Below are 20790 nucleotides of genomic sequence, written 5' to 3'. Positions count from 1 at the left end.
TTGGGTCGTAATAAAGCCCGTTAGTAAGGCATGTTGATCGACTCAAATAATTAAGATTCATTTAATATGTATCTTTTAAAGGTGCATATTATTTGAATGTTTAGTGGCTTGTCAACTATAATAACCAATCAAGGTAGGGGGACAAAATCCATGCAACTCACAAAACAGACCGATTTTGCGTTTCGAGTGTTGATTTATTTAGCCTCTAAACCGGCGCAAGATTTATCGCAAATTCAAACCATTGCGACGCGTTTTGACATTTCGCGCAGTCATGTGATGAAGATTGTGCAAAAAATGGCGAATAGCGGCTTAATTGAATCGGTGCGAGGTCAAGGTGGTGGTTTAAAACTGGCTAAGTCAGCGGAAGACATAAACTTGAGAGAGGTGGTTGAGTTAATGGAGGCGACGCTCAGCCCAGTGAATTGCCATGAGCCGGTGTGTTTGATTGAAAACACCTGCGTGCTGAAAAACTTTTTGTATCAAGCACAAGAAAGTTATTTGGCGCATTTAAGCCAGTTTAGTTTGAGTGACATTGTGACGCCTCAAGTGCGCCACGAAATTTTTCTTACAGATATTTCAACCCAACGCGTTGCGGTGCATTAAGTTGGTTAAACCCCAACTTAATGCTTAAAGCGATGAACTTAAGGTTTTACTGTGGTTAAACCTAAGGACTGCCAGGACTGCATGCCACCGCGATACCAAAACATTTTATGGGCAGGATAACCAAGGTTAACCAGTGCTTTAATATTTGTGGGAGATTGTCCACACCAAGGGCCATTACAGAAAAAAACCAGAGTTTTGGCGTTGGAAAAGTTCCAAATGCCATCACTTACCGTGGCGTTGAATTGTAACGTGAGAATGCCTTCAACTTCGATCGGTTCATATCCGTCAGATTGAGGGTGGAGTTTGGTCCAAGGTAAATTGGTCGCACTCGGAATAGTGCCCTTTTCAACCCAATCAGGGGTACGAGAGTCGATGATCAATATGGATTCGTCACCGTCTGATTTTCGCTGTAAAAAGTCAAGCAGCTCAAGTTCACCAATTGTGGTCACGCCCGGGGCGACCTCGATCGGCTGCACACAAAATGGTGGGCAAGCACGAGACGTTAAAGCGTAATCCTCAACCACCGTGTTTTTTTGGTCTTGGATGCGTTTGATCGTCACGGGTTTACCGTTATGTTGGACGCTAATTTCACTAATTTCTGGACTGATTTTTACCTTCAAATCTTTGGCTAAGGCCATTTGGCTAAAAGTCAGTGCTACAAAGCAAGCACCTAAAAGACTGGATTTGTAAAACATAGTAACCCCCTTTTGACCCAAATTTATTAAATGGTCTTGCACTTTAGGTCATTAATAAACCTAGCAAAAAATACGCACCTTGTCAAAGAGCAAGATAGTATGAATGATAGAAAAAAATATAAAAATCAACTAGTAAGCTTCGAAGAGAGCTCATAAAAAAACGAGGAAATAAATGATGAAACGATTACTCAAATCGGCCTTTTCATTTGAATCTGGTCACTTATCCGAAATGATTTTGTCGGTGAGCGGCGTATTTATCGCCATGATTGCGGTAGTGCTCATGATGGATTGGCTTAGCAATGGAATTTATGCCTGGTTTGTGATCGCCTCTATGGGGGCGAGTGCGATCATTTTATTCTCTACCCCTCACGCTCCGATGGCGCAGCCTTGGGCCGTCATTGTGGGTCAAATGCTAGCGGGCGTGTGCGGTTTAGCCAGCTGGAGTTTATTTTCTAATCCGATGGTCGCGGTGCCAATTGCGGTGGCCAGTACCCTGTTATTTATGTTGATATTTAAAGCGCGACACGCACCGGGTGGCGCAACGGCTTTATTTATTGCGCTAGGTACGGTTGAAGTCGAAACGCTGGGCTGGAGTTTATTATGGCTTAGTTTATTACCAAGCTTGCTCACCTTGGTGGCGATGGCCGTTATATTAAACGCGCCGTTTAAATGGCGTCATTACCCTTATGTAGTGTTTAAGAAAACCCAGTCGGAACCCGAAAAAACACCCGAAATTACACACGAAGATTTGGCTTATGCCAGTGAACAAATGCAGGGTTATTTTGAAATGAGTGAAGCCGAATTTATGCAGCTATATCGAGCAGCTCGCCAGCATCATAAAACTACCAGGCCTGGTGTTTAAACAATGGTGAGGCACCTAAAAGTAAGCTGGTTTATTTCCAGTTTTTAAATTCGTTAATAATGAAAGATCAGCCATATAGATAGTCTTGGTAATGCAAACATACTTTTTGAGCTTAGGTAAAGTGTGACAGTGTTTTCAGAAGGTGCATTTACCAGAGGTCTAGTTTTTTTGGCTAAAAAGCGTGACTTTCTACTTGCCATTCAGGATAGCCTTCTGCCAAACGCTGGGCTTTAATCCCTTTTTTTTGCAAAGCGTTAACGGCTTCTTGTGACCACATGCAATAAGGCCCACGACAATAAACAACCAAGGTTTGATCCGTTTTCAGTTCGTTAAGTTTTTGTGGAAGTTGTTCAATCGGGATATTGATCGCGTGCGGGATATGCCCAGCTTTAAATTCATCTTCCGGGCGAACATCCAGCAGTGTATAGGGCTGTTTAAACTCACGTAAGGCTTTCAGAGAAATAGGCTCATAGTCGGTATTGGGTTGTATATGCTCCAATAATAAAGCTTGCATACTATCTAGTTGAGATTCAGCCACGTCACGCAAACTTACAATTAGGCGAAACACGCTGTCGTCACTTAACGCATAAACACTGTGTTGGCCTTGGCGCTCATTAGTCACCAGGCCTGCATGCTTTAGAGTTTGTAAGTGTTTGGATACGTTCGCAATGCTAAGGCCGAGTTTTTTATGCAGGGTTTCAACATCGCAATGGGTTTGTGCCAGCACATCTAAAATCATTAAACGATTGGCATGTCCCAACGCCTTGCTGACTTGTGCCAGCTGTTCAAACAAACCGAGCTTAAGAGAGTTAATCGTCATATTTATTACTTTGTTGAACAGTCATAAGGGTACGGAGCCTTAAATTGATGATTAACAACCTTTAGTTTTGCGCCACATAGGTTCAAATTTAATCCCTACCACAGCCCCAGCGGTGATGGAGGCGACCGCGACAAAGGAGCCTAAAGCTAAGGTTGCGACACCGGATAAGCCATGCCCAACCGAACATCCCATAGCCAGTACGGCACCAAAACCTACGAATAACGCGCCTACGCTTGAAATCACACCATCTTTAGCCGAATCAAAACCGCTGACTTTAAATTGGCGATTTAATAAGCTGCTAACAAAAGAGCCCAGCGCCACCCCAATCACAGCGATCAAACCGAATGTAATCAAGCTGACATTGGCAGGACTCATTAAATAGTTAACTGTATCGCCCATCGGGGCCGCAAAGGTAAAGGATTGCGTGCCTAATCCGATGGGTGGGCTTTCCATAAAGGCCGCTTCGTCAATCAATTGTGCGCCAAACTGACCGCCGGTTAAAGCGTAAGCCGTCGCAATAATAGCGCCCACAATTAGGGCGCTGATCATGGGCGTTGGGCGGCGGAATTCGGGATTTCTAAAGGCAAAATACAGCAAACTTAAGCCGATCATCCAACTTAAAACCAGTAAAGCTAGATCAATATGTTGGCTACCTGCACCAAAGATTAAGCTGGCTAAGTCTTGCGAGCCGGCATAGTCAAGGTGAACGGTTAAGGGGGCAAAAATCGGCATTATCCATTCGCCATAAAACGAGGTACGGGTCATAATATAGGCCATAACAGACATGACGGCGACCAACCAAAGTGATTTGTAACTACCCTGTCCCATTTTAACGGTATTACGCATACCGCAGCCGGTGGCCAAAACCATGCCTAAACCGAAAATAAAGCCGCCAACAATATAACGTCCCCAAGCAAAATCCGCCGTGCGATAAGGTGGTCGACTGTCTGAAAGGTTCATCACATTTAGCCATTCCAGGCTACCGGAAGCAATAATGCCGACCCCCATCGCCGCTATAAATGTCCAAAGACGTGTACCATTACCTAGGGTAATGCGGTCTCTTAAACCCCCGACCGCACAAAATGAACTGCGTTGTCCAACTAGGCCTAAAATAAAGGCCAGCGCAAAGGCCAGCACATAATAATTAATAAAAAGATTTGGAATCTCGTTCATGTTCCGTTGCTCCCGGCTTTGGTTTTATTTTTGTTATAAGTCGCTAGATTGAGCGATCTACCGATTATGATGCCGGTGATTATAAAGGTTTAACATTAAAACCGATAATTTTTTGCATATCTTCTGGATAAGGCAGGATAGTGCTAGTGAGTTGTTCAACAAATTGAGCTTTATCAAGGTGTAAGCTTGGATTGTAACGCTTCTCAAATCCAATCGTAGAGACGGCTTTACCGCTAATGCCTGCGCCACAAACGCTCCCCGCTTGCGCACCGGGAAGGATTTCCATATAGTCTGGTAAATTTAATAGCTTGTACTGAATTGAGTCATACAATTTATTCGCCATTTCGACTTCACGACCACGTAAATCTGGACGACCTACGCTACCTACAAATAATGTGTGGCCGGTGATGACAAACCAAGCTTCATCACAGCGCGATTTATCGGTTACCAATAAGCTGATGCTATCTTCAGTATGCCCTGGCGTATACAAAACTTGAGCATGCACATTACCGGCTTCAATCACTTGATTTTCAGCCAGCGGGGTAAAGTCGCACTGAGCGGGTGAATCTTGATGTAAACAATATTCACCACCGGCACGTTTCGCCAATTCTGCACCGCCCGTGTAGTGATCGGCGTGTACATGTGTATCCACCACATAAGCGATTTTGACGCCTTTTTGCGCCGCCTTTTCTAAATACAATTCAACTTCATCCTGATGCACATCTACCGCAATCGCTAACCCCTGACCGACACAACCTAGCATATAAGATAAAGAACCCGGTTCAGAATCCGGTGTGTGTTGAAATAAAAACATTGCATATCTCCTTTTAAACCTGATTTTGAGGCCTAGGTACGAACAACCAGGCCTGGTTTGTTTATTGTCATTAGTTCCATTCAACCATTTAGTTGAATGGAACTATATCGGGTTCAGGCTTCTGATTCAACCTGCCGGTTGATTAATTTATTTAGGCTAGCCAAAAAAGTTACGAGGTGAGATTTTGACCAATTAGATTGCAAATTTGAAATGAACCCACTAATATTCAACCAGATAGTTGAATAAATCAAAGGGGGTTTACAGTGCAGAACAATCAGTCAGTCGAACACGGTATCAAAGCCAATTTAAACCAAATTATACAGCAGCTGATCCAGGTGTTTTTAGTTGGCTTGGCTTTGGGAATGACTCGCACCGTGGTACCAGGCCTGGCGGAAACCGAGTTTGGTTTAGCGGCCCAAGCTTTTATGAGCTTGGTAATGTTTGTGGTGGTATTTGGTTTGGTGAAAGCCACTATGAATTTATTGGCGGGTCATTTAAGTGATCGCTGGGGGCGGCGTTCTTTATTAGTAGCGGGTTGGTTGCTCGCGATACCCGTGCCATTTTTAATTTACTTTGCGCAAGATTGGTACTGGATTGTGTGGGCAATGGTGTTTTTAGGTTTAAACCAAGGTTTATGTTGGTCGATGGCTTTGAACAGTAAATTAGACCTAGCCAAAGCCAATCAGAAAGGCTTAATTAACGGCTTTAATGAGTTTTCAGGTTATGCCGCGGTGGGCGTTGCCGGCTGGTTAACTGCATATTTGGCGGAACTTTATGGCGCACGCGAAGCCATCTTAGGTTTTGGCTTAGTGGTCATTGGTCTGGGCTTAGTGCTCGCGATTTGGAAGGTGGTTGATACGCGTGCCTGGTCAGACCTGCATCAACATCATCATCGCCAGGCGAATGGCGAGGATGGTGCGAAACCAAGTCTTGGGCAAATGTTTGGTTATGCCACCTTTAAGCAACCTCAGTTGGTTGCATTAAATCAAGCCGGTCTGGTCGAAAAATTTATTGATGCACTAGTGTGGATTTTTATGCCAGTATATCTTATCAGCCAAGCCCAAAGTTTGGTGCAAGCCAGCGCGATCATTGCCATTTATGGTGTAGTTTGGGGCGGGTCACAACTTATCACTGGGCCCTTGTCGGATCGTTGGGGACGCAGAGGCTTAATTGTGTGGGGCTTCTGGTTATGTGCCATCACCAGTTTTACTTTTGTATTAGTCGATACGGTTTGGTCTTGGTCAATTTTAGCCGCGATCATGGGCTTTGGTATGGCGATGCTGTACCCAACTTTGGGCGCGGCCGTCGCCGACACGAGTGTGCCTAATCAGCGCGCCAGTGTTTTAGGCATTTATCGTTTCTGGCGTGACTTTGGTTATGCCGCCGGTGCCTTCTTAATGGGCTTGTTGGCCTTTTATACTGAGTCTGTGGTTTGGCCGTTTTATTTTGTCGCCATAATGATGTTTCTATCTGGGCTGTGGGTATGGTTGGCGTTGAAACCGAACGTTAAAAATTAATCACCACCGAAACCCGAAGGCAGAAGTTTTTTGATAAATGGTTTGCCCCTCTCTCATCAAGTAGGGGAGTATATAAGTTGAAATCAATAAGACCATCTCTGATAGGAGGAGAAAATGAAAAGTTTAATCAATAAATCGGCTTTGATCGGTTTGCTTACGGCCGCGTTTGCATTTGTAGGCCTGGTGCAAGCGGAAGAGGTCAAACAAACTCATCAAGGCCAAACGCTGAATGCCAACTTAGTGATGGCAGAAGGTAAAAACTATGCGGACGAGTTTGTGCTTTTGTTGCATGGCACCTTAACGCATAAAGGTCGCTCCACTTATACCATCTTGCAAGACAATTTAGCTCTGCACGGCGTGAGTTCTTTATCGATCAACTTATCTTTAGGTTTGAATGATCGTCAGGGTGAGTACGATTGTAATGTTCCCCACACCCACAAACATACCGACGCGTTGGATGAAGTCGCGATTTGGTTAGATTGGTTGAAAAAACAAGGTGCAAATAAAGTTACCTTAATGGGACATTCACGTGGCGGGAATCAAATCGCTTGGTTTGCGGCCGAACATGATCGTGCTCAAATTGATAAAGTAGTGTTGATTGCTCCAGCCACCTCTGAGCAACAATCACCAGAAGATTATCAGAAAAAATATGATAAGCCGCTTAGTAGCGTATTGAATAAAGCTCAAAAACTGGTTGATAAAGGCCAAGCTGATCAGATGATGAAAAATGTCGATTTCATTTATTGCGAAAAAGCTCAAGTAACCGCCGGCGCATTTGTCGACTATTACACGGCTAAGCCACAATTTGATACTCCTTATTTAATCAAAGCACCCGCTAAACCAACCTTAGTCGTGGTCGCATCTGAAGATCAGGCCGTCCCTGAGCTGCCAGAGCGCTTAGTCCCTTTAGAAGACACACCAAACTTAACCATCCAGACCATTGATGGTGCGGATCACTTTTTTTTGGATTTTTTTAACGAAGATTTAGCCACCGCAGCCGCTGAATTTATACAAGATTAAGCAAAACCTTTGTTTAATGTCGTGATAATAAAAGGTACAACACGGGTTGTACCTTTACTTGTTTCAACTATACATTTTGGACATGTCTCAGTTATAAGCGATCAAGCCTGTCCTAGCCATGAGGAAGTATCATGTTTAAGTCAATTTTTTGCCGTGGAATAGTGATTTTTTTATTAAGTATTGGTTTAGCCGTTCAAGCCAGCGAATCAATAGATGGGCGCATCAGTTTGAACTTAACAGAGGCTGAAAAGGCCGAATTTCTAACCGAGATGCAGCAAATGTTGGGAAGCATCCAGGGCGTGATTCAAGGCATTGCGGATGACGACCCGGACAAAATTATAAAAGCGGCACGAGTCTCAGGCAATCAAATGGCCAGAGCGACTCCCGATTCTGTGCGCGCAAAGTTAGATGATCAGTTTCGTTCTATTGGTGGGCCAACCCATATGATGTTTGAAGAGCTCGTGATTCGAGCCGAAACCGATCCGGCGGATGAGTTATTGCGCTTCACAGCAAATATCATGAATAACTGTATGGCCTGCCACGCCAAGTATAAAGTTAACTAGCAGGTATAGTCACTATTGCAATTTACTGATTCGCCCACTAATATTCAACCAGATAGTTGAAATTACGCGCAACGCGTTTACAAGGAATTCAGATTATGTCAACGCAACAAGCCTTTATGGGATTAAAAACCCATTTGCAAAAAACCATTGTGGGGCAAGAAGCTTTATTAGAGCGCATGATGATTGCGATGCTCACCGGCGGTCATGTGTTATTAGAAGGCCCACCCGGCCTGGCGAAAACTACCGCTGTTAAGACTTTAGCTAAGGGTGTACATGCGAGCTTTCAAAGAATTCAGTTTACGCCGGACTTGATGCCGGGTGATGTAATGGGCTCGGATATACTCGACCCAAACACCGGTTCATTAAATTTTATCAAAGGCCCGGTTTTTAACGAAATCGTATTGGCCGATGAGATTAACCGCGCGCCACCCAAAGTGCAGTCGGCTTTACTCGAAGCGATGGCCGAAAAACAAGTCACCGCCGGCGGCCAAACCCGCAGCCTACCCGATTTGTTTATTGTGATGGCGACCCAAAACCCGCTCGAGCAAAGTGGCACCTACCCTTTGCCTGAAGCGCAAATGGATCGTTTTATGTTGCACGTGGTGTTGGATTACCCAACCGAAGATGAAGAGTTAGAAATTCTGCGTCGTGATCGCGCTAAGCATTATGGCATTGATAAAGAGGCTGATATTTCTAGCTTAACGCCGCAAAATGTATTGGATGCGCGCCGTGAAGTCGCCGAGTTGCATGTCGCTGAGCCGGTAGAAAAGTATTTAGTTGCGCTGGTCGCGGCGACGCGTAAATTGGACGAATTAGATGGAACATTAGAAGGTGTGTTGGATGTGGGCGCCTCGCCTCGTGCCTCTTTGGCTCTGTTACATGCCGCCAGTGCTTATGCTTGGTTGCAAGGCCGTGATTTTGTCACCCCGGATGATGTCGCACGTTTAGCACCGGATGTATTACGTCATCGTTTAGCCCTCAGTTTTGCCGGCCGCGCCCAAGGTTGGACGTCAGATCAGCTGATAGAACGTTTACTCGAACTGGTCAAAGTACCGGTTTAAGGGTTCTGATGTCGTTTCTACAAACGTTTAAAACTCGGTTTGCTAGGCCAAGTCGGCTTTCCAATATAAGCCAGCAACCCATTCTCTCTGCGCAGCAAATTGCGGAGTGGGGGCATGAATTGGAGGCTTATTGGGCGAGTCTGCCGGCCTCCCAACGTTTAAGTGAATTGGCGTTATTTGGTGATCAATCAAGTCGTTTTCGCGGTCAGGGGATGGAGTATGAAGAAAGCCGTTTATACCAGCCGGGCGATGAATTGCGCCATCTTAACTGGCGTTTAATGGCGCGTACCGGTAAAGCCTTTACCAAACTGTTTCAAGAAGAACGTCAGGCACAATGGGTGATTATATTGGACCAGCGCCAGCCTATGCGTTTTGCCACAAAGGGTCAGTTAAAAGTGACCCAAGGTGCGCGAATCGCAGGTTGGTTAGCCTGGATAGCACAACAGCAACGTGTGCAAATTCAAGCCATCGGACTAAGCGAAACCGTGTCGATGACACCGGTCATTCAAGGTATGAACTTGTACCAGCAAACCATGCAAGCGCTAGCGATTCCCTGCCCGCCAAAAAACAATGCTGTCGAACCCAAATTGGCGGATGTATTAAACCAACTAAAAGCCCATTGGCCAAATGGTACGCGGGTTTGGATCATTAGTGACTTTGCCGACCTAACGGAGTCTGACCAGGCCTGGTTGACCACAATGAATGAATCTTGGCATTTAAGTGCCTTTTGGGTTGAAGATCCAGCTGAAATTGAATTACCCGCTAAACAGCCTTTGAAGCTGCAATCACACCACCAGGCCTGGTTGTTAGACAACCAACAACAATCTCAATATCAAGCCTGGGCGCAACCTCAGCGCGATAAGCACCAGGCCTGGTTAAAACAAGCGGGCGTGGATGTACGCCGAGTGCAAACAACCGATAGTCTGCAACAAATATTGGCGACCGAATTATGAATCAAGCTCTGATGGATATTGACCTCCTAAGCTCTCCATCCAGTGAACCAATGCTTGCGATTTGGCAGTTGGTGTTCTTAATGCTCATGCTGATTGGGTTATTGATTGGATTGACGCGGTGGCTGCGGCGATCACCAGGCCTGGTGGTTTGGCGTTGGCAGCGTCAGTTAGCGCGTTTGCAAACTGACCAGCAACGTAAACAACTGGCACTGGAAATATACGATTGGTTAGCTAAGCGAGAAATTCCACTTGATACAGACGCCCATCAGGCTTTATTGCGTGCCTGCTTTTCTGAGCATCGGATTGATTCGAGTGAATTAGCCGAGTGCTTAACAGCGTTGAAGGCTTATTTATGATGATGTTATTAGACTGGTGGTCATCTTGGCATTTTGCTTATCCGGCTTGGTTCTGGGTTTTGCTGATTTGGCCGATTTTGCAAATGATCTGGCCAAGTGCTTGGCGACCTAGTGGCGAAGCTGGTCAAATGCCGGTGTTTTTCCATCCTAAAATTGATCAGTTTATGGCGGATTCATCGAAAGCTGACTTCGCCCCCGTCACCCATCAGCGTGATTTAACTCGCCGCATGCTTATCAGTTTTCTCAAAATCGCGATTATGCTAAGTTTATTAACGGCTTTAGCTCAGCCTCAGCGCCTAATTGAACAAGCCCCGCAAGCCAATAGCCAACCAGTGCGAGATATTGCGCTAGTGTTGGAAAGCTCGGTGTCATTCGTGCTTGAAGATTATGAACTGCAAGGCCAGCCAACCAGTCGCATGGCTGTGGTAAAAGCCGTGTTGGATGAGTTTGTGCAAGGCTTGAGTGATAACCGCTTTAGCTTAGCTTTATACGCCGAACAAGCTTACAGCTTGGTGCCGATGACCTTTGATAACCAAGCTATGCGTGCCAACTTACAAAGACTGCAACCTTATTTAGCCGGTCGCACCGATCAGGCGGTAGGCGAAGCCTTGGGCCTAGCTTTAAGCGAAGTCGCGCAGGCCAAACAAACCGATAGCATTCAAAAACGCCTGGTGGTGTTAGTGAGTGACGGCGTGCAAACCGATAGCCGCTTGGATTTAGACTCGATTATTGAATACGCTAATCATTTGTCAGTGCCGATTTACACCATCGGTATAGGTGCGGGGGCGGTGCAACCATCAGAGAATCAAACATCCGGTTTGCTATATCAAGCCTTGCAAACGCGCGAGATGGAAAAATTGGCTGAACAAACTAATGGTCAGTTTTATCGAGTGGGTGGCCAGGACGATTTGCAATCGGTGTTACGTTCAATTGAGCAAACCGAAGGTGTTCAAAGAACCCCGAGTACGGAAACGCGCTGGCAAACCCAGCCGCTTTATTTCACACCTTTAACCTTGGGGTTGGGTTTGCTGTTGGTTTGGTGGCTGATGACGTTGGGAGGCCAAAGATGGAATTCTTAGCCGAATTAAGCCAGTTAAACAATTTTAGTTGGCGTGAATCCAATTGGCTGTGGGGACTCGTGTTTCCCCTGATTTGGTGGTTATACCATGCCTGGTCGTTACGTCGTCAACAAACCGATTATGCTCAGGCTGAATTTTGGCCTTGGGTTTTAAGTCAAAAATCCGCCCAACGACGCTTCAATCTTTTGCCAAGTCTGATTTGGTTTGCATTGATATTAGCCTTAGCCGGCCCACGTTTTGAACAGACCGAGTTGATTGAGTCAGATCGAGCCGGTGTGGATGTGTTAGTGGTGATGGACGCGTCGCGTTCAATGAGCGCACAAGATCAGAAACCTAACCGTTTTCAGTTCAGCCAAACGCTTATTGAGTCTTTAAGCCAACAGCTCAATGCACAAGATCGGATTGGCTTAATCAATTATAGTGCCCAAGCGCATTGGGTGACGCCTTTTACACAAGACAAATCGCTATTTAAACGCGCCTTGTATTTAACCGAACCCAACCTATTACCCTTAGCCGGCAGTCAACTCATAGACAGTTTAAGCTTTGCGCTTCAGCAAGCTGAGCGGCAAAAAAATGCGCCGCTTGTGATGCTGTTGGTGACCGATGGCGGCGGTTTGGGTTCAGAAAGTGCGCCAGATTCAACTCAACTCAGCCAGCTTAAATTCCAGCTACAGCGGCAAGACACTGAATTAATCCTCTTAGCCGTGGGCAAAACTCAAACCGCTTGGCTAGCCGATGATCAACACCCTTCGGGTTGGTTGCACGATAACAATCAGCCGGTGGATGTCGCTCTTCCACGAGCGGCTTTGCAACGCTTTAGTCAGCAACTGAATGCGGACTATCTAGAAGCCAGTGGCGAGGCTGGCATGATTGATAAATTGCTGACGCCGATTCGTGACAAAGCTGAGCGTTTGCCCGTCAATCAAACCAAGTCTGAGCAATGGAATTTAGCCCCTTGGTTGATGGGGTTAGCGGTTGGGTTATTGATGTTTTTATTGAGTTTGCCCAAACCCCGCCTCAGACGTTCGTCGCCAAATTTGTTCGTGCTTGGCTTCGGCTTGTTCAGCGTGTTTAGCTTAATGAGTGTCGTACCTAGCGAAGCGTGGGCGGTTTCGGATTCATCGGAACAACAAGCCTATCAAGCGTTTGAAGCTGGGGAGTTTGATCAAGCCGAGCGTCTTTATGCTAGTTGGTTTGAAACGGCGCAAGCTGATCAACAATTTAAGGCATTATTGGGCGCGGGCAATGCGGCTTATCGTCAAACCCAATATGCGCGTGCTTTGACCTGGTATCGCCAAGCCCTGCTAAATGCGCGCCACGACCAGGCACGTGCGCAGGCCTTGTTTAATTTGGGGAATGCCTACGCGCAACTTGAAATATGGGGGCTAGCGGTCGAAGCATTTGAGGCGGTGGCACTCTATCAAGCCGAACACACTAAAGCGCAACAAAACTTAATCATTGCGCAAGCCGCACTTTCACAACAACAAGCCGAGGCGGCTGAAAAAGCACAAGCGGAGCAATCGCAAAAACAACAAGAAGGCCAACGCAAAGATTTAGAAGGCAGTTTCCACGGTGGCAGCAAACCTGATCCAAATAATGAAGCCGGTTCGGGTGCCGAAGGCGAATCCGATGATGGTCGTTCAGAAGGTGTGGATTTTAGTATGCCGGAAAGGTTAGCCGATTCCGAGCTGTTAAGTGGTCAAGATTGGGCGTTAGCCGGAACGGGCAAAAGCATCGAGGAGCAACTCCAAACCCAGCGCCGAATAGATAATCTTCAGATGGAATTAAATAACTTAGAAGATGACCAACAAGCCTTATTAAAGCACCTATTTGAACGCGAAGCCGGATTTGAGGCTCGTCAAGATAAGGTTCATTCGATACCCGGAGTGCAACCATGGTAGGACGCGGAATGCAGTTTCGATTAGGCTTGATAACCTTGGCCAGCTTTTGGTTCAGCTTGTTGCTTGCCGGTGGCGCTTTGGCACAAAACCAGAACTTAATCTTAGGCGAAAGTTTTACCATTAACTTGCGCAGTGACGACACCTTTGGTGATTACAAGAAGTTGGATTTAATCGCGTTAAAGCGCTATTTCGAGCTTGATGATTCGGCACAAACCAGTAACCGTATTCGTTTACGTTTAACACCAAAACAAGTGGGTGACATTGAAATACCTTTGATCACCAGTGGTGGCTTAAGTATTCCGGCGCAAACAATAAAGGTGAAACCAAATGAGTTGGTTAATATCGAGTGGCAATTACCTCGATCAAACCTATGGCAAGGTGAATGGGCGGTTTGGCGGGCGAAGGTGACGGTAAGTGATCCGGGTTTGCCGGTTGAAATGGAAGGGCAACAAAACGAAGGAATTGTTTTTAGTACGCAACCAATTCAGCAGACTTTAGACGAGCAACGCACGGCTGAATTTGTACAAGTACAAAAATTGAGCGGTAGCAACATACAACTTAACCCACCGGTGGTTCGGGTGCAAAATCGGCAAGGTTTACGTTGGCAGTTTTTTGCACCCGAAACCGAATACCAAATTCAGTCGATACCCAGTTATCTGCCACCAAGTATGCCGGTGGGTGAATTTAGATGGCAAGTCAAACGACCTTTTTGGAATCGCACCGGTGCTCTATCAAATATTGAAATCGAAATAGTCGGTTTAAACGCCAGTCGACGGCCAGACTTGCGTGATCAGTTAGCCAGCGGCGAAGGCATTAGTTGGCTAACTGCGCAACGCTCGACTAATGAAAACCTAAGTTTAAATGGGCGTTCAGAAATCCAAATTCTGCGCCAACCCTATCGTATCAATTCTACAGGTTGGGGTTATTATGATGAAATACGCGTTCAATATATTGATCCTAAAACGGGTAAGTTGGCCGACCTCATTCAGCCGGCTGAGTTTTATATAGCCTTACCTGCTTGGGTTTATTGGTTGGCTTATGGCGTATTGATAATGGTTGGATTCTGGATGGCGATTAGATTGGTACGTATCGTCAAAGTTAGCTTTTACAGATTTCGCCGAGACCGAGCTTTAGCTCAAACAACTGATCCGTTGGCGCGTTGGCAGATTTATCAAATCTGGGGGCAAGCGCGTGGATTAGGCCAGCCACAAACCCACCAGGCCTGGTTGTCGGCTTACGAAGCTAAGTTTGGTATGAACTCGGCTTTGCGAGCCGAGTTCGAACATTTGGATCGGCAGCTTTACAGGTGACGGGATACCCATTGTTTGAACTGGGTTAAATCCATCGCGCCGGAAATTCGATCCACTTCCTGACCATTTTTAAACACGGCTAAAGTCGGAATTGAACGGATACCAAATTGAGCAGAGATGGCTTGTTCTTGTTCGGTGTTTATTTTGACAAAGCGCGCTTGTGGGTGCGAGTTAGAGAAGTGTTGCGCGGCTTGTGCAAAGGTGGGCGCAAACATTTTGCACGGTCCACACCAAGACGCCCAAAAATCCACCACCATCACTTGATCAGTTTTCTGAATCGCTTTATTAAGTTGTGAGCCGGTCATCTCAAGCGGTTTATCCGTGATTAAGGATTGTTTACAGTGACCGCAAGTTGGCTGTTTACTCAGCTTTTCGGCCGGAACTCGATTTAAACCACCACAATGTGGGCACATAATAATCATCATGATTCTCCTATCTTGAATGGTTTTAATATAGTTCCAAACCGTTGGAATTCAAGCCTTTTACTCATGGCTGGCTAAACAAAAATATGACGTTACTAATCTAGCCAATCTGGCTTCGGACTTTGCTGACCAGACTTTTCATAACCGTAATCCACAAATTGATGCAAGGTTTGGTCGTGCGAATGAATGAGTTCAACCAACCTAGGGTCGTCTGAGGTGATGCGTGCCTCTACCCCGTTTTCAATCGCGCGATACTCCATTTGAATCTGTTCACGAAACTCGAATAAAGCTGCAAATAACGGATCCCAAGATCGAATCGCACGCCCTGATGCAAAACGTTTTTCCATGCCTTCGACATGATCAATTAATACTTGTGCCAATCGCGGATTTTCGCTGATAGTGCGGGCTAAGATGCCATTGGCTAACTTTTCTGTTTCTCGCTTTAGTTGTTTATGTTGTTCCAACAACTCAGCAAATAAAGCTTGATCCCGTTTGTGGGCCTCATCACTGCCGTGACCGTGTCGATAGGATTTGTCAGACATAAAGTTACCTCTAAGAATATTTTAACCAGTTAGACAATAGAACGGCAAAAACAATATAAAAGACGGACATAAAAAAAGCGGCCTATTGGCCGCCTAATATTCTGAGGAGCTGAGACCCACAATAAGAGCTCAGTTAAGACTAAACTTGGTTAAACAATGACAAATAACCAAATTGTTAAACTAGTCTACATCATGAAATCTAATAGATTATTGAGAAAGTATGAAGATAGTTAGGAGGAAAGCTCAACACGGAAAACCGTGTTGAGTTAGCGGCTAGATTAAGCTTGGTCTCTTGGCGCTTCAGCCGAATCCGCTTGGCTTAATTGCTGCGCATTATAATTAGCCTGTGCTTGCAAGGTAGAAGCGTAGGTTAAACCGTTGCTGGTATCATTAGCATTGGTATTTTGGTCCTGAACCGGATTGTTCTGATTCACAGTTTGGCTAGCGGCCAAATCCATATAATCATTTCCCGCCGCTTGACCCTGGCTAGACAAGGTAACGGTTGTATTACCACCGCTGCTAATTTCACTACTCGCTCGATCAGACACTCGATTTTCAGCTTGTTGTGTTGAGTTCTGCTGAGGCATCACACTCATGGCAACGGATTGCATAGCTGGGTTAATTGTATTACTCATCATCAACTCCTTATTTTGGTTGTGATAACGACTTTATTATCACACTCTCAAATAGTGAATTGCAAGCTTAACTGTGCATATAGTATGAATTAAGTGGTTGATTTATATAGTTGCCTACTCAGCTAAAGGGCATTAATCATCATATTGAATTACTGAGCGTACTTTCATTCCCGCATACTCAAAGCTGTTTAATGCCGCTAAGTCCACTAAACAAGCCAAGCCGACCACTTGATAACCTACCTTGTCACAAAGTTCGCAAGCCGCTTGCATAGAACCACCGGTGGCAATTAAATCATCCAGCAAAACAATGCGCGAACCATCGCCCTGTTGCATTTCAAGCTTATCGCGTCCGTATTCTAAACCGTATTCGATGGAGGCGTGTACATTAGGTAGCTTGCCGGGCTTGCGTACTTTAATAAAGCCTTTGTTATGTTTGTAGGCCAGAGCCGAGGCAAAAATAAATCCGCGCGATTCAATGCCAGCAACATGGTCTATGTTGGCCCATTCTTGCTCGCTGAATAACTCACTCATGGCATCAATGGTGGCGTGCAAATGGTTTTTGAGCAAAGGAGAAATATCGCGAAACAAAATACCTGGCTTGGGAAAGTCCGGTACATTCGACATATATTGGCTTAAAGGATGTGGATTCATTCAATTACCTTAACAAATGGGTTTATTTAAAAGTTTTAAGTTCATCTGAAACAAACTCGGCAGAAGGGCGGCCATATAAATAACCTTGCAAGAGATCACAGCCTAAATCATGTAAGATTCGCGCTTGTGCAGCTTCTTCAACGCCTTCCGCCACAACTGACAACTGTAATTCTTTGGCTAGTGTAATAATGGTTTTAACAATCGCAGCATCATTCTCGTCCACCAACATATCACGCACAAAAGATTGATCGACTTTTAAAGAACCTAACGGCAATGTTTTTAAGTAATTCAAAGACGAATAACCGGTGCCAAAGTCGTCTAATGCAAAATTAATACCGAGCGCTTTCAAGGCTTGCATTTTATCTGCAGTATCCTGGATATCATTCATCAACATGCTTTCAGTAATCTCAAGCTCAAGCTTACTGGCATCAATTTTATAATGGATTAAGGCTGCTTGGATATCATCAACAAATTCCGCTTGATGGAATTGGCGTGGGCTAATATTGATCGCTAGGCCTAGATGTTTTTTATCATCTTGGTCTTGCCAGGCCTGCAAAGTTTGGCAAGCCTGGTTAAGAATCCATCCCCCCATCGGAATAATCAAACCGGTTTCTTCGGCCACGCCAATAAACTCAAACGGTGGCACCAAGCCTTTTTGTGGGTGCTGCCAGCGAATTAAGGCTTCATAACCATGTAATTGCCCAGAAAAACAATATTTTGGTTGGTAGTAGAGTACAAACTCCTTTTCTTCTATTGCACGCCTCAGCTCAGTTTCAATTTCGCTACGCTTAGAAGCCGCTTCCTGCATAGATGGGTCAAAGAAACAAATCGCATTTCGCCCCTGAGCTTTAGCTTGATACATGGCCAAGTCCGAACGTTTCATAATTTCATCGGCATTTTCGTAATGGTCAATAAACAAGTTAATTCCAATGCTCGCCGTTAAAACATATTGGCTTTCTGATAATTGATAGGGCTCATTAAAGCGCGAGAGGATCTTTTCGGCTACTAGCTTCGCATTATTTGCCGCCTCTTCCTGCTTATAGCCAATATCTTGCAATAAAATAATAAACTCATCACCACCAGGTCGGGCAACGGTATCGCCTTCACGTACACAAGATTTTAGACGTTCGGCGACCTGTTTTAAAAGCTCATCTCCTAGCTTGTGGCCAAGTGTATCGTTAAGATTTTTAAAATGGTCTAGATCGATAAAAAGCAGAGCGCAATAATGTAAGTTTCGTGAACTGGCAGACATGGCTTGAGCAATATGGTCCTCTAGTAAGCGTCTATTGGCCAAACCAGTAAGAGGGTCATAAAATGCTAAATTGTGGATGCGTTCTTCATTGAGTTTACGAAGGGTGATGTCACTAAAGGTCGATAAGTAGTGTGTGACTTGTCCTTTAGCATTTTTGATGGCGGTAATCACTTGGTGTTCAGGATAAATTTCGCCATCTTTACGACGGTTCCATATTTCACCCCGCCAGCCGCCCGTTTCGATAATGTCGCCCCACATTTCTTGATAGAACTCAGTGTCATGCACGCCGGACTTAAGAATGCGCGGAGTTTGGCCAATTGCCTCTTTGGCGCTGAAGCCAGTTATATCAGTAAAGGCTTTATTGACACGGATAATGGTTTGATCCGCATCGGTAATTAAAATCGCTTCTTGGGTTTCAAATGCTACCGATGAGATGCGCAGGGTTTCTTCGTTACGTTTGACCTGAATTAAGCTATTCGATAAACGTTTGTTATAAATGATTAATAAAAAGCCTAATAACAAGATGATTGCCAGTGCTATCCAAGCGGTCATCACTTCGATTTTACGTGCTTGCCAAATATCACGCCAACTAATCTCGGGCAACACGTTATAAGGTCGTATTTTTAAGCTACGCATCAGCTCTCGAATGGGTTCGTAGTCGGCCGGGATACTAAAACCGTAAATATTGGCTTCTCGCAACAACGTACTTTTATAAGGCAGTGCTAAAAATGCGCCAGTTAACTGCCCAGCATGCTCCATTTTGACATGTGGCATAGCCGCCAGCGGCCATTCTGGATAAATTTGAGTAGAAATAAGGAATGGGAACCCAGCTAAGCTTTGTGAGTTAAGTACACGAAGGTCGGACAATTTAATTAACCCCCGATCATGCATGTCTTCTAACACACCAGTGCGAACAAATGCGGCATCCGCCGAACCATCAAGTACGGCGTTAACTGCTCGATCATGCGGCATTTCAGTTTCAAATATTTGGTAACTCTCAGGTTCAACGCCCGCTTTTTTGATTTCAAAAGCTTGCATCATGTAGCCACCAAAAGACCCTTTTTTTGGTGAGGCGATGCGCTGTCCTTTCAAATCAATTATATCCAAAATATCGGTGCGACTATTTTTTACCACAATGACTCCGCCAAAGCCGCGTAAAGGGGTGTCATCGTGCAGCTTCATTAAACTAACTAGAGGACTCGATAGGCCTTGTGAATGCGCGAGCTCAATATAATAGGCAGAATTGGTGAATACAAAATCCAGCTCACGTCGGGCGACGGCAAGATTTAATTCGTTGTAATTTAACGGCCTAATCAGCAGCTCAATATCCGTTAGATTTTGATTAAGGTGATCAATGATCGGTTGCCAGCGTGCCTCAACCTGTGGCTTGGGTTGAAACGCAAGAATGCCCAGCACAAAGGTCTCTTTGGCTTTAAGTGTGGAAGTGTAAAATACAAGCATCAACCCAAGCAAATACAGCCAGCCAATGGGCTGATTAGAGCGTCGGGCGATCATAAACGTTCCTTGGGAATAAATTCGTTGGTAAAGATGGTGCGCAAGTCGCAATCGTCGACAATAATGCCGGCATCGTGCATTACTTTAACCAGATGAGAGGCCGCTTGAATCATACGCAAATCTTGATTGGATAGATAAGCATAGTTGGCTAAGGCATCAGGGATTAAAAGGCCACGGTAAACCTGTCTCAAGTCTTCCGTGGATATGTCCATGCGTTTAGCAATGCGATGGGCCGAGTCCATAGGGTTGGTGCGGAAGTGATGGAGCGCTTTGAAATGAATGTCGATTATGTCGTGTAACACCACTTTATGGCGTTGAGCGGCATCGGCTGTCACCACTAATAAATCAAAGATTTTGTCAGGAATTTGTTTGCTGTCAAACAAACGCTGTCCACCGGATTTAAGTAACTTGGTAGCATTGGGTTCATAAGTGATCAGTGCATCCACTTCACCATTTAACCAGGCCTGGTTGTGCTGATCATGTGGTAAATCAATCAAGTTTACCTCACTGCGATCCAAAATGCTGTGGCTAAGAAACTCGTGCAACATCAAAGCCCCTAATGCAGAGGCTTCATAGCCAATCGTTTTGCCGACTAAATCTTGAGCATGGTTGATGCCCGGTTTAGTAATGACCACATCGGCACCCACTGAAATATCAAAAATCATCGCCACGCGTAAATCAAAACCTTCACTGCATAAGCGGATCATTTCATCCAGGGTAAGCATCGCCGCTTGCGCACGCCCATCACGAATAGCTTGCATACTTTCGGAGGCATTCGCGTTATCCAAGCATTGCATACCTTGGATGGGGAGCCAGCCTAAATCACGTGCCATAAAAAAGATTTCGTAACCAGGCCAAGGGTGTCCAGCGACAACCAATGGTTCTTTTGGCCCACACCCCTGTAGAAGCGGTGCCAGCAAGGAAGCGCCGGAGAGTTGCAGCAGTTGACGCCGACTCAAAGATGGGAGGTGTTGCGAAATCATGGTTAGCCCCAGCCAAATCAAAAAGGTTTAAACTGATTTTATACGTTTTTGTAATTATCGTGT

At 45.3% G+C, this 20790-nt stretch carries 21 protein-coding genes; 11 read left to right on the top strand and 10 right to left on the bottom strand.

Annotated features, from left to right (window positions below; genetic code table 11):
* The first annotated feature begins 150 nt into the window (after window positions 1–150).
* Complete coding sequence (locus N746_RS0100645; protein ID WP_029933431.1) at window positions 151–603, top strand: RrF2 family transcriptional regulator; 453 nt, start codon at window positions 151–153, stop codon at window positions 601–603.
* Window positions 604–641: 38 nt separating this feature from the next.
* Here the strand turns inward: N746_RS0100645 and N746_RS0100640 are convergent, their stop codons facing one another.
* On the bottom strand, window positions 642–1298 hold the full coding sequence (locus N746_RS0100640; protein WP_029933430.1) for a rhodanese-like domain-containing protein: 657 nt from the start codon (window positions 1296–1298) through the stop codon (window positions 642–644).
* A gap of 172 nt (window positions 1299–1470) precedes the next feature.
* Between N746_RS0100640 and N746_RS0100635 the strand changes: the two genes are divergently transcribed.
* Window positions 1471–2160 carry an HPP family protein gene (locus N746_RS0100635; RefSeq protein ID WP_081835950.1) on the top strand — a complete coding sequence of 230 codons (690 nt, stop codon included), beginning with the start codon at window positions 1471–1473 and terminating at the stop codon, window positions 2158–2160.
* A gap of 172 nt (window positions 2161–2332) precedes the next feature.
* Here the strand turns inward: N746_RS0100635 and N746_RS0100630 are convergent, their stop codons facing one another.
* From N746_RS0100630 to N746_RS0100620, 3 genes are all read right to left on the bottom strand, one after another.
* Window positions 2333–2980: an ArsR/SmtB family transcription factor gene (locus N746_RS0100630; protein ID WP_029933428.1), complete on the bottom strand. Its 648-nt coding sequence runs from the start codon at window positions 2978–2980 to the stop codon at window positions 2333–2335.
* Window positions 2981–3031: 51 nt separating this feature from the next.
* On the bottom strand, window positions 3032–4153 hold the full coding sequence (locus tag N746_RS0100625; RefSeq protein WP_029933427.1) for a YeeE/YedE family protein: 1122 nt from the start codon (window positions 4151–4153) through the stop codon (window positions 3032–3034).
* Window positions 4154–4232: 79 nt separating this feature from the next.
* Window positions 4233–4967 (bottom strand): MBL fold metallo-hydrolase, encoded by a 735-nt coding sequence (locus tag N746_RS0100620; RefSeq protein ID WP_029933426.1) that lies wholly within the window; start codon window positions 4965–4967, stop codon window positions 4233–4235.
* Window positions 4968–5230: 263 nt separating this feature from the next.
* Here N746_RS0100620 and N746_RS0100615 point away from each other — a divergent pair, with 263 nt between their 5' ends.
* The 9 genes from N746_RS0100615 to N746_RS0100575 all read left to right on the top strand — a co-directional run bounded on the left by N746_RS0100615 (window position 5231) and on the right by N746_RS0100575 (window position 14727).
* A complete protein-coding gene (locus tag N746_RS0100615) occupies window positions 5231–6484 on the top strand; it encodes an MFS transporter (protein ID WP_029933425.1) in 1254 nt (417 codons plus the stop codon).
* 114 nt (window positions 6485–6598) lie between these two features.
* On the top strand, window positions 6599–7504 hold the full coding sequence (locus N746_RS0100610; protein WP_029933424.1) for an alpha/beta hydrolase: 906 nt from the start codon (window positions 6599–6601) through the stop codon (window positions 7502–7504).
* A gap of 131 nt (window positions 7505–7635) precedes the next feature.
* On the top strand, window positions 7636–8067 hold the full coding sequence (locus N746_RS0100605; protein ID WP_029933423.1) for a hypothetical protein: 432 nt from the start codon (window positions 7636–7638) through the stop codon (window positions 8065–8067).
* Between the two features lie 95 nt (window positions 8068–8162).
* Window positions 8163–9128: an AAA family ATPase gene (locus tag N746_RS0100600; RefSeq protein WP_029933422.1), complete on the top strand. Its 966-nt coding sequence runs from the start codon at window positions 8163–8165 to the stop codon at window positions 9126–9128.
* Between the two features lie 8 nt (window positions 9129–9136).
* On the top strand, window positions 9137–10081 hold the full coding sequence (locus tag N746_RS10305; RefSeq protein ID WP_038125798.1) for a DUF58 domain-containing protein: 945 nt from the start codon (window positions 9137–9139) through the stop codon (window positions 10079–10081).
* Window positions 10078–10437, top strand: coding sequence for a hypothetical protein (locus N746_RS0100590; RefSeq protein ID WP_029933420.1), 360 nt, complete (start codon window positions 10078–10080; stop codon window positions 10435–10437). The genes N746_RS10305 and N746_RS0100590 overlap by 4 nt, the downstream gene beginning before the upstream one ends.
* Window positions 10434–11516, top strand: coding sequence for a vWA domain-containing protein (locus N746_RS10300; RefSeq protein ID WP_051678422.1), 1083 nt, complete (start codon window positions 10434–10436; stop codon window positions 11514–11516). Before N746_RS0100590 ends, N746_RS10300 begins: the two co-directional genes overlap by 4 nt.
* Window positions 11504–13417, top strand: coding sequence for a vWA domain-containing protein (locus N746_RS0100580; protein ID WP_029933418.1), 1914 nt, complete (start codon window positions 11504–11506; stop codon window positions 13415–13417). Before N746_RS10300 ends, N746_RS0100580 begins: the two co-directional genes overlap by 13 nt.
* 8 nt (window positions 13418–13425) lie before the next feature.
* Entirely contained in the window at window positions 13426–14727 is a 1302-nt protein-coding gene (locus N746_RS0100575) for a hypothetical protein (protein ID WP_029933417.1), read from the top strand.
* Here N746_RS0100575 and trxC read toward each other — a convergent pair.
* The 6 genes from trxC to N746_RS0100545 form a co-directional block, all read right to left on the bottom strand.
* Window positions 14718–15152 (bottom strand): thioredoxin TrxC, encoded by a 435-nt coding sequence (gene trxC, locus N746_RS0100570; protein ID WP_425426609.1) that lies wholly within the window; start codon window positions 15150–15152, stop codon window positions 14718–14720. The two genes, N746_RS0100575 and trxC, sit on opposite strands and share 10 nt — an antisense overlap.
* Window positions 15153–15244: 92 nt before the next feature.
* On the bottom strand, window positions 15245–15691 hold the full coding sequence (locus N746_RS0100565) for a hypothetical protein (protein ID WP_029933415.1): 447 nt from the start codon (window positions 15689–15691) through the stop codon (window positions 15245–15247).
* A 278-nt stretch (window positions 15692–15969) separates the two neighbouring features.
* Window positions 15970–16326 carry a hypothetical protein gene (locus N746_RS0100560; protein WP_051678421.1) on the bottom strand — a complete coding sequence of 119 codons (357 nt, stop codon included), beginning with the start codon at window positions 16324–16326 and terminating at the stop codon, window positions 15970–15972.
* A 132-nt stretch (window positions 16327–16458) separates the two neighbouring features.
* Entirely contained in the window at window positions 16459–16977 is a 519-nt protein-coding gene (locus N746_RS0100555) for an adenine phosphoribosyltransferase (protein WP_029933413.1), read from the bottom strand.
* A gap of 22 nt (window positions 16978–16999) precedes the next feature.
* Complete coding sequence (locus tag N746_RS10525) at window positions 17000–19744, bottom strand: EAL domain-containing protein (protein WP_051678420.1); 2745 nt, start codon at window positions 19742–19744, stop codon at window positions 17000–17002.
* Window positions 19741–20727, bottom strand: coding sequence for an ABC transporter substrate-binding protein (locus N746_RS0100545; RefSeq protein WP_038125795.1), 987 nt, complete (start codon window positions 20725–20727; stop codon window positions 19741–19743). Before N746_RS0100545 ends, N746_RS10525 begins: the two co-directional genes overlap by 4 nt.
* Between the last annotated feature and the right edge of the window lie 63 nt (window positions 20728–20790).

Source organism: Thiomicrospira pelophila DSM 1534, assembly GCF_000711195.1.
Classification (GTDB): domain Bacteria; phylum Pseudomonadota; class Gammaproteobacteria; order Thiomicrospirales; family Thiomicrospiraceae; genus Thiomicrospira; species Thiomicrospira pelophila.
This window is presented reverse-complemented; position numbering and strand designations above follow the sequence as displayed.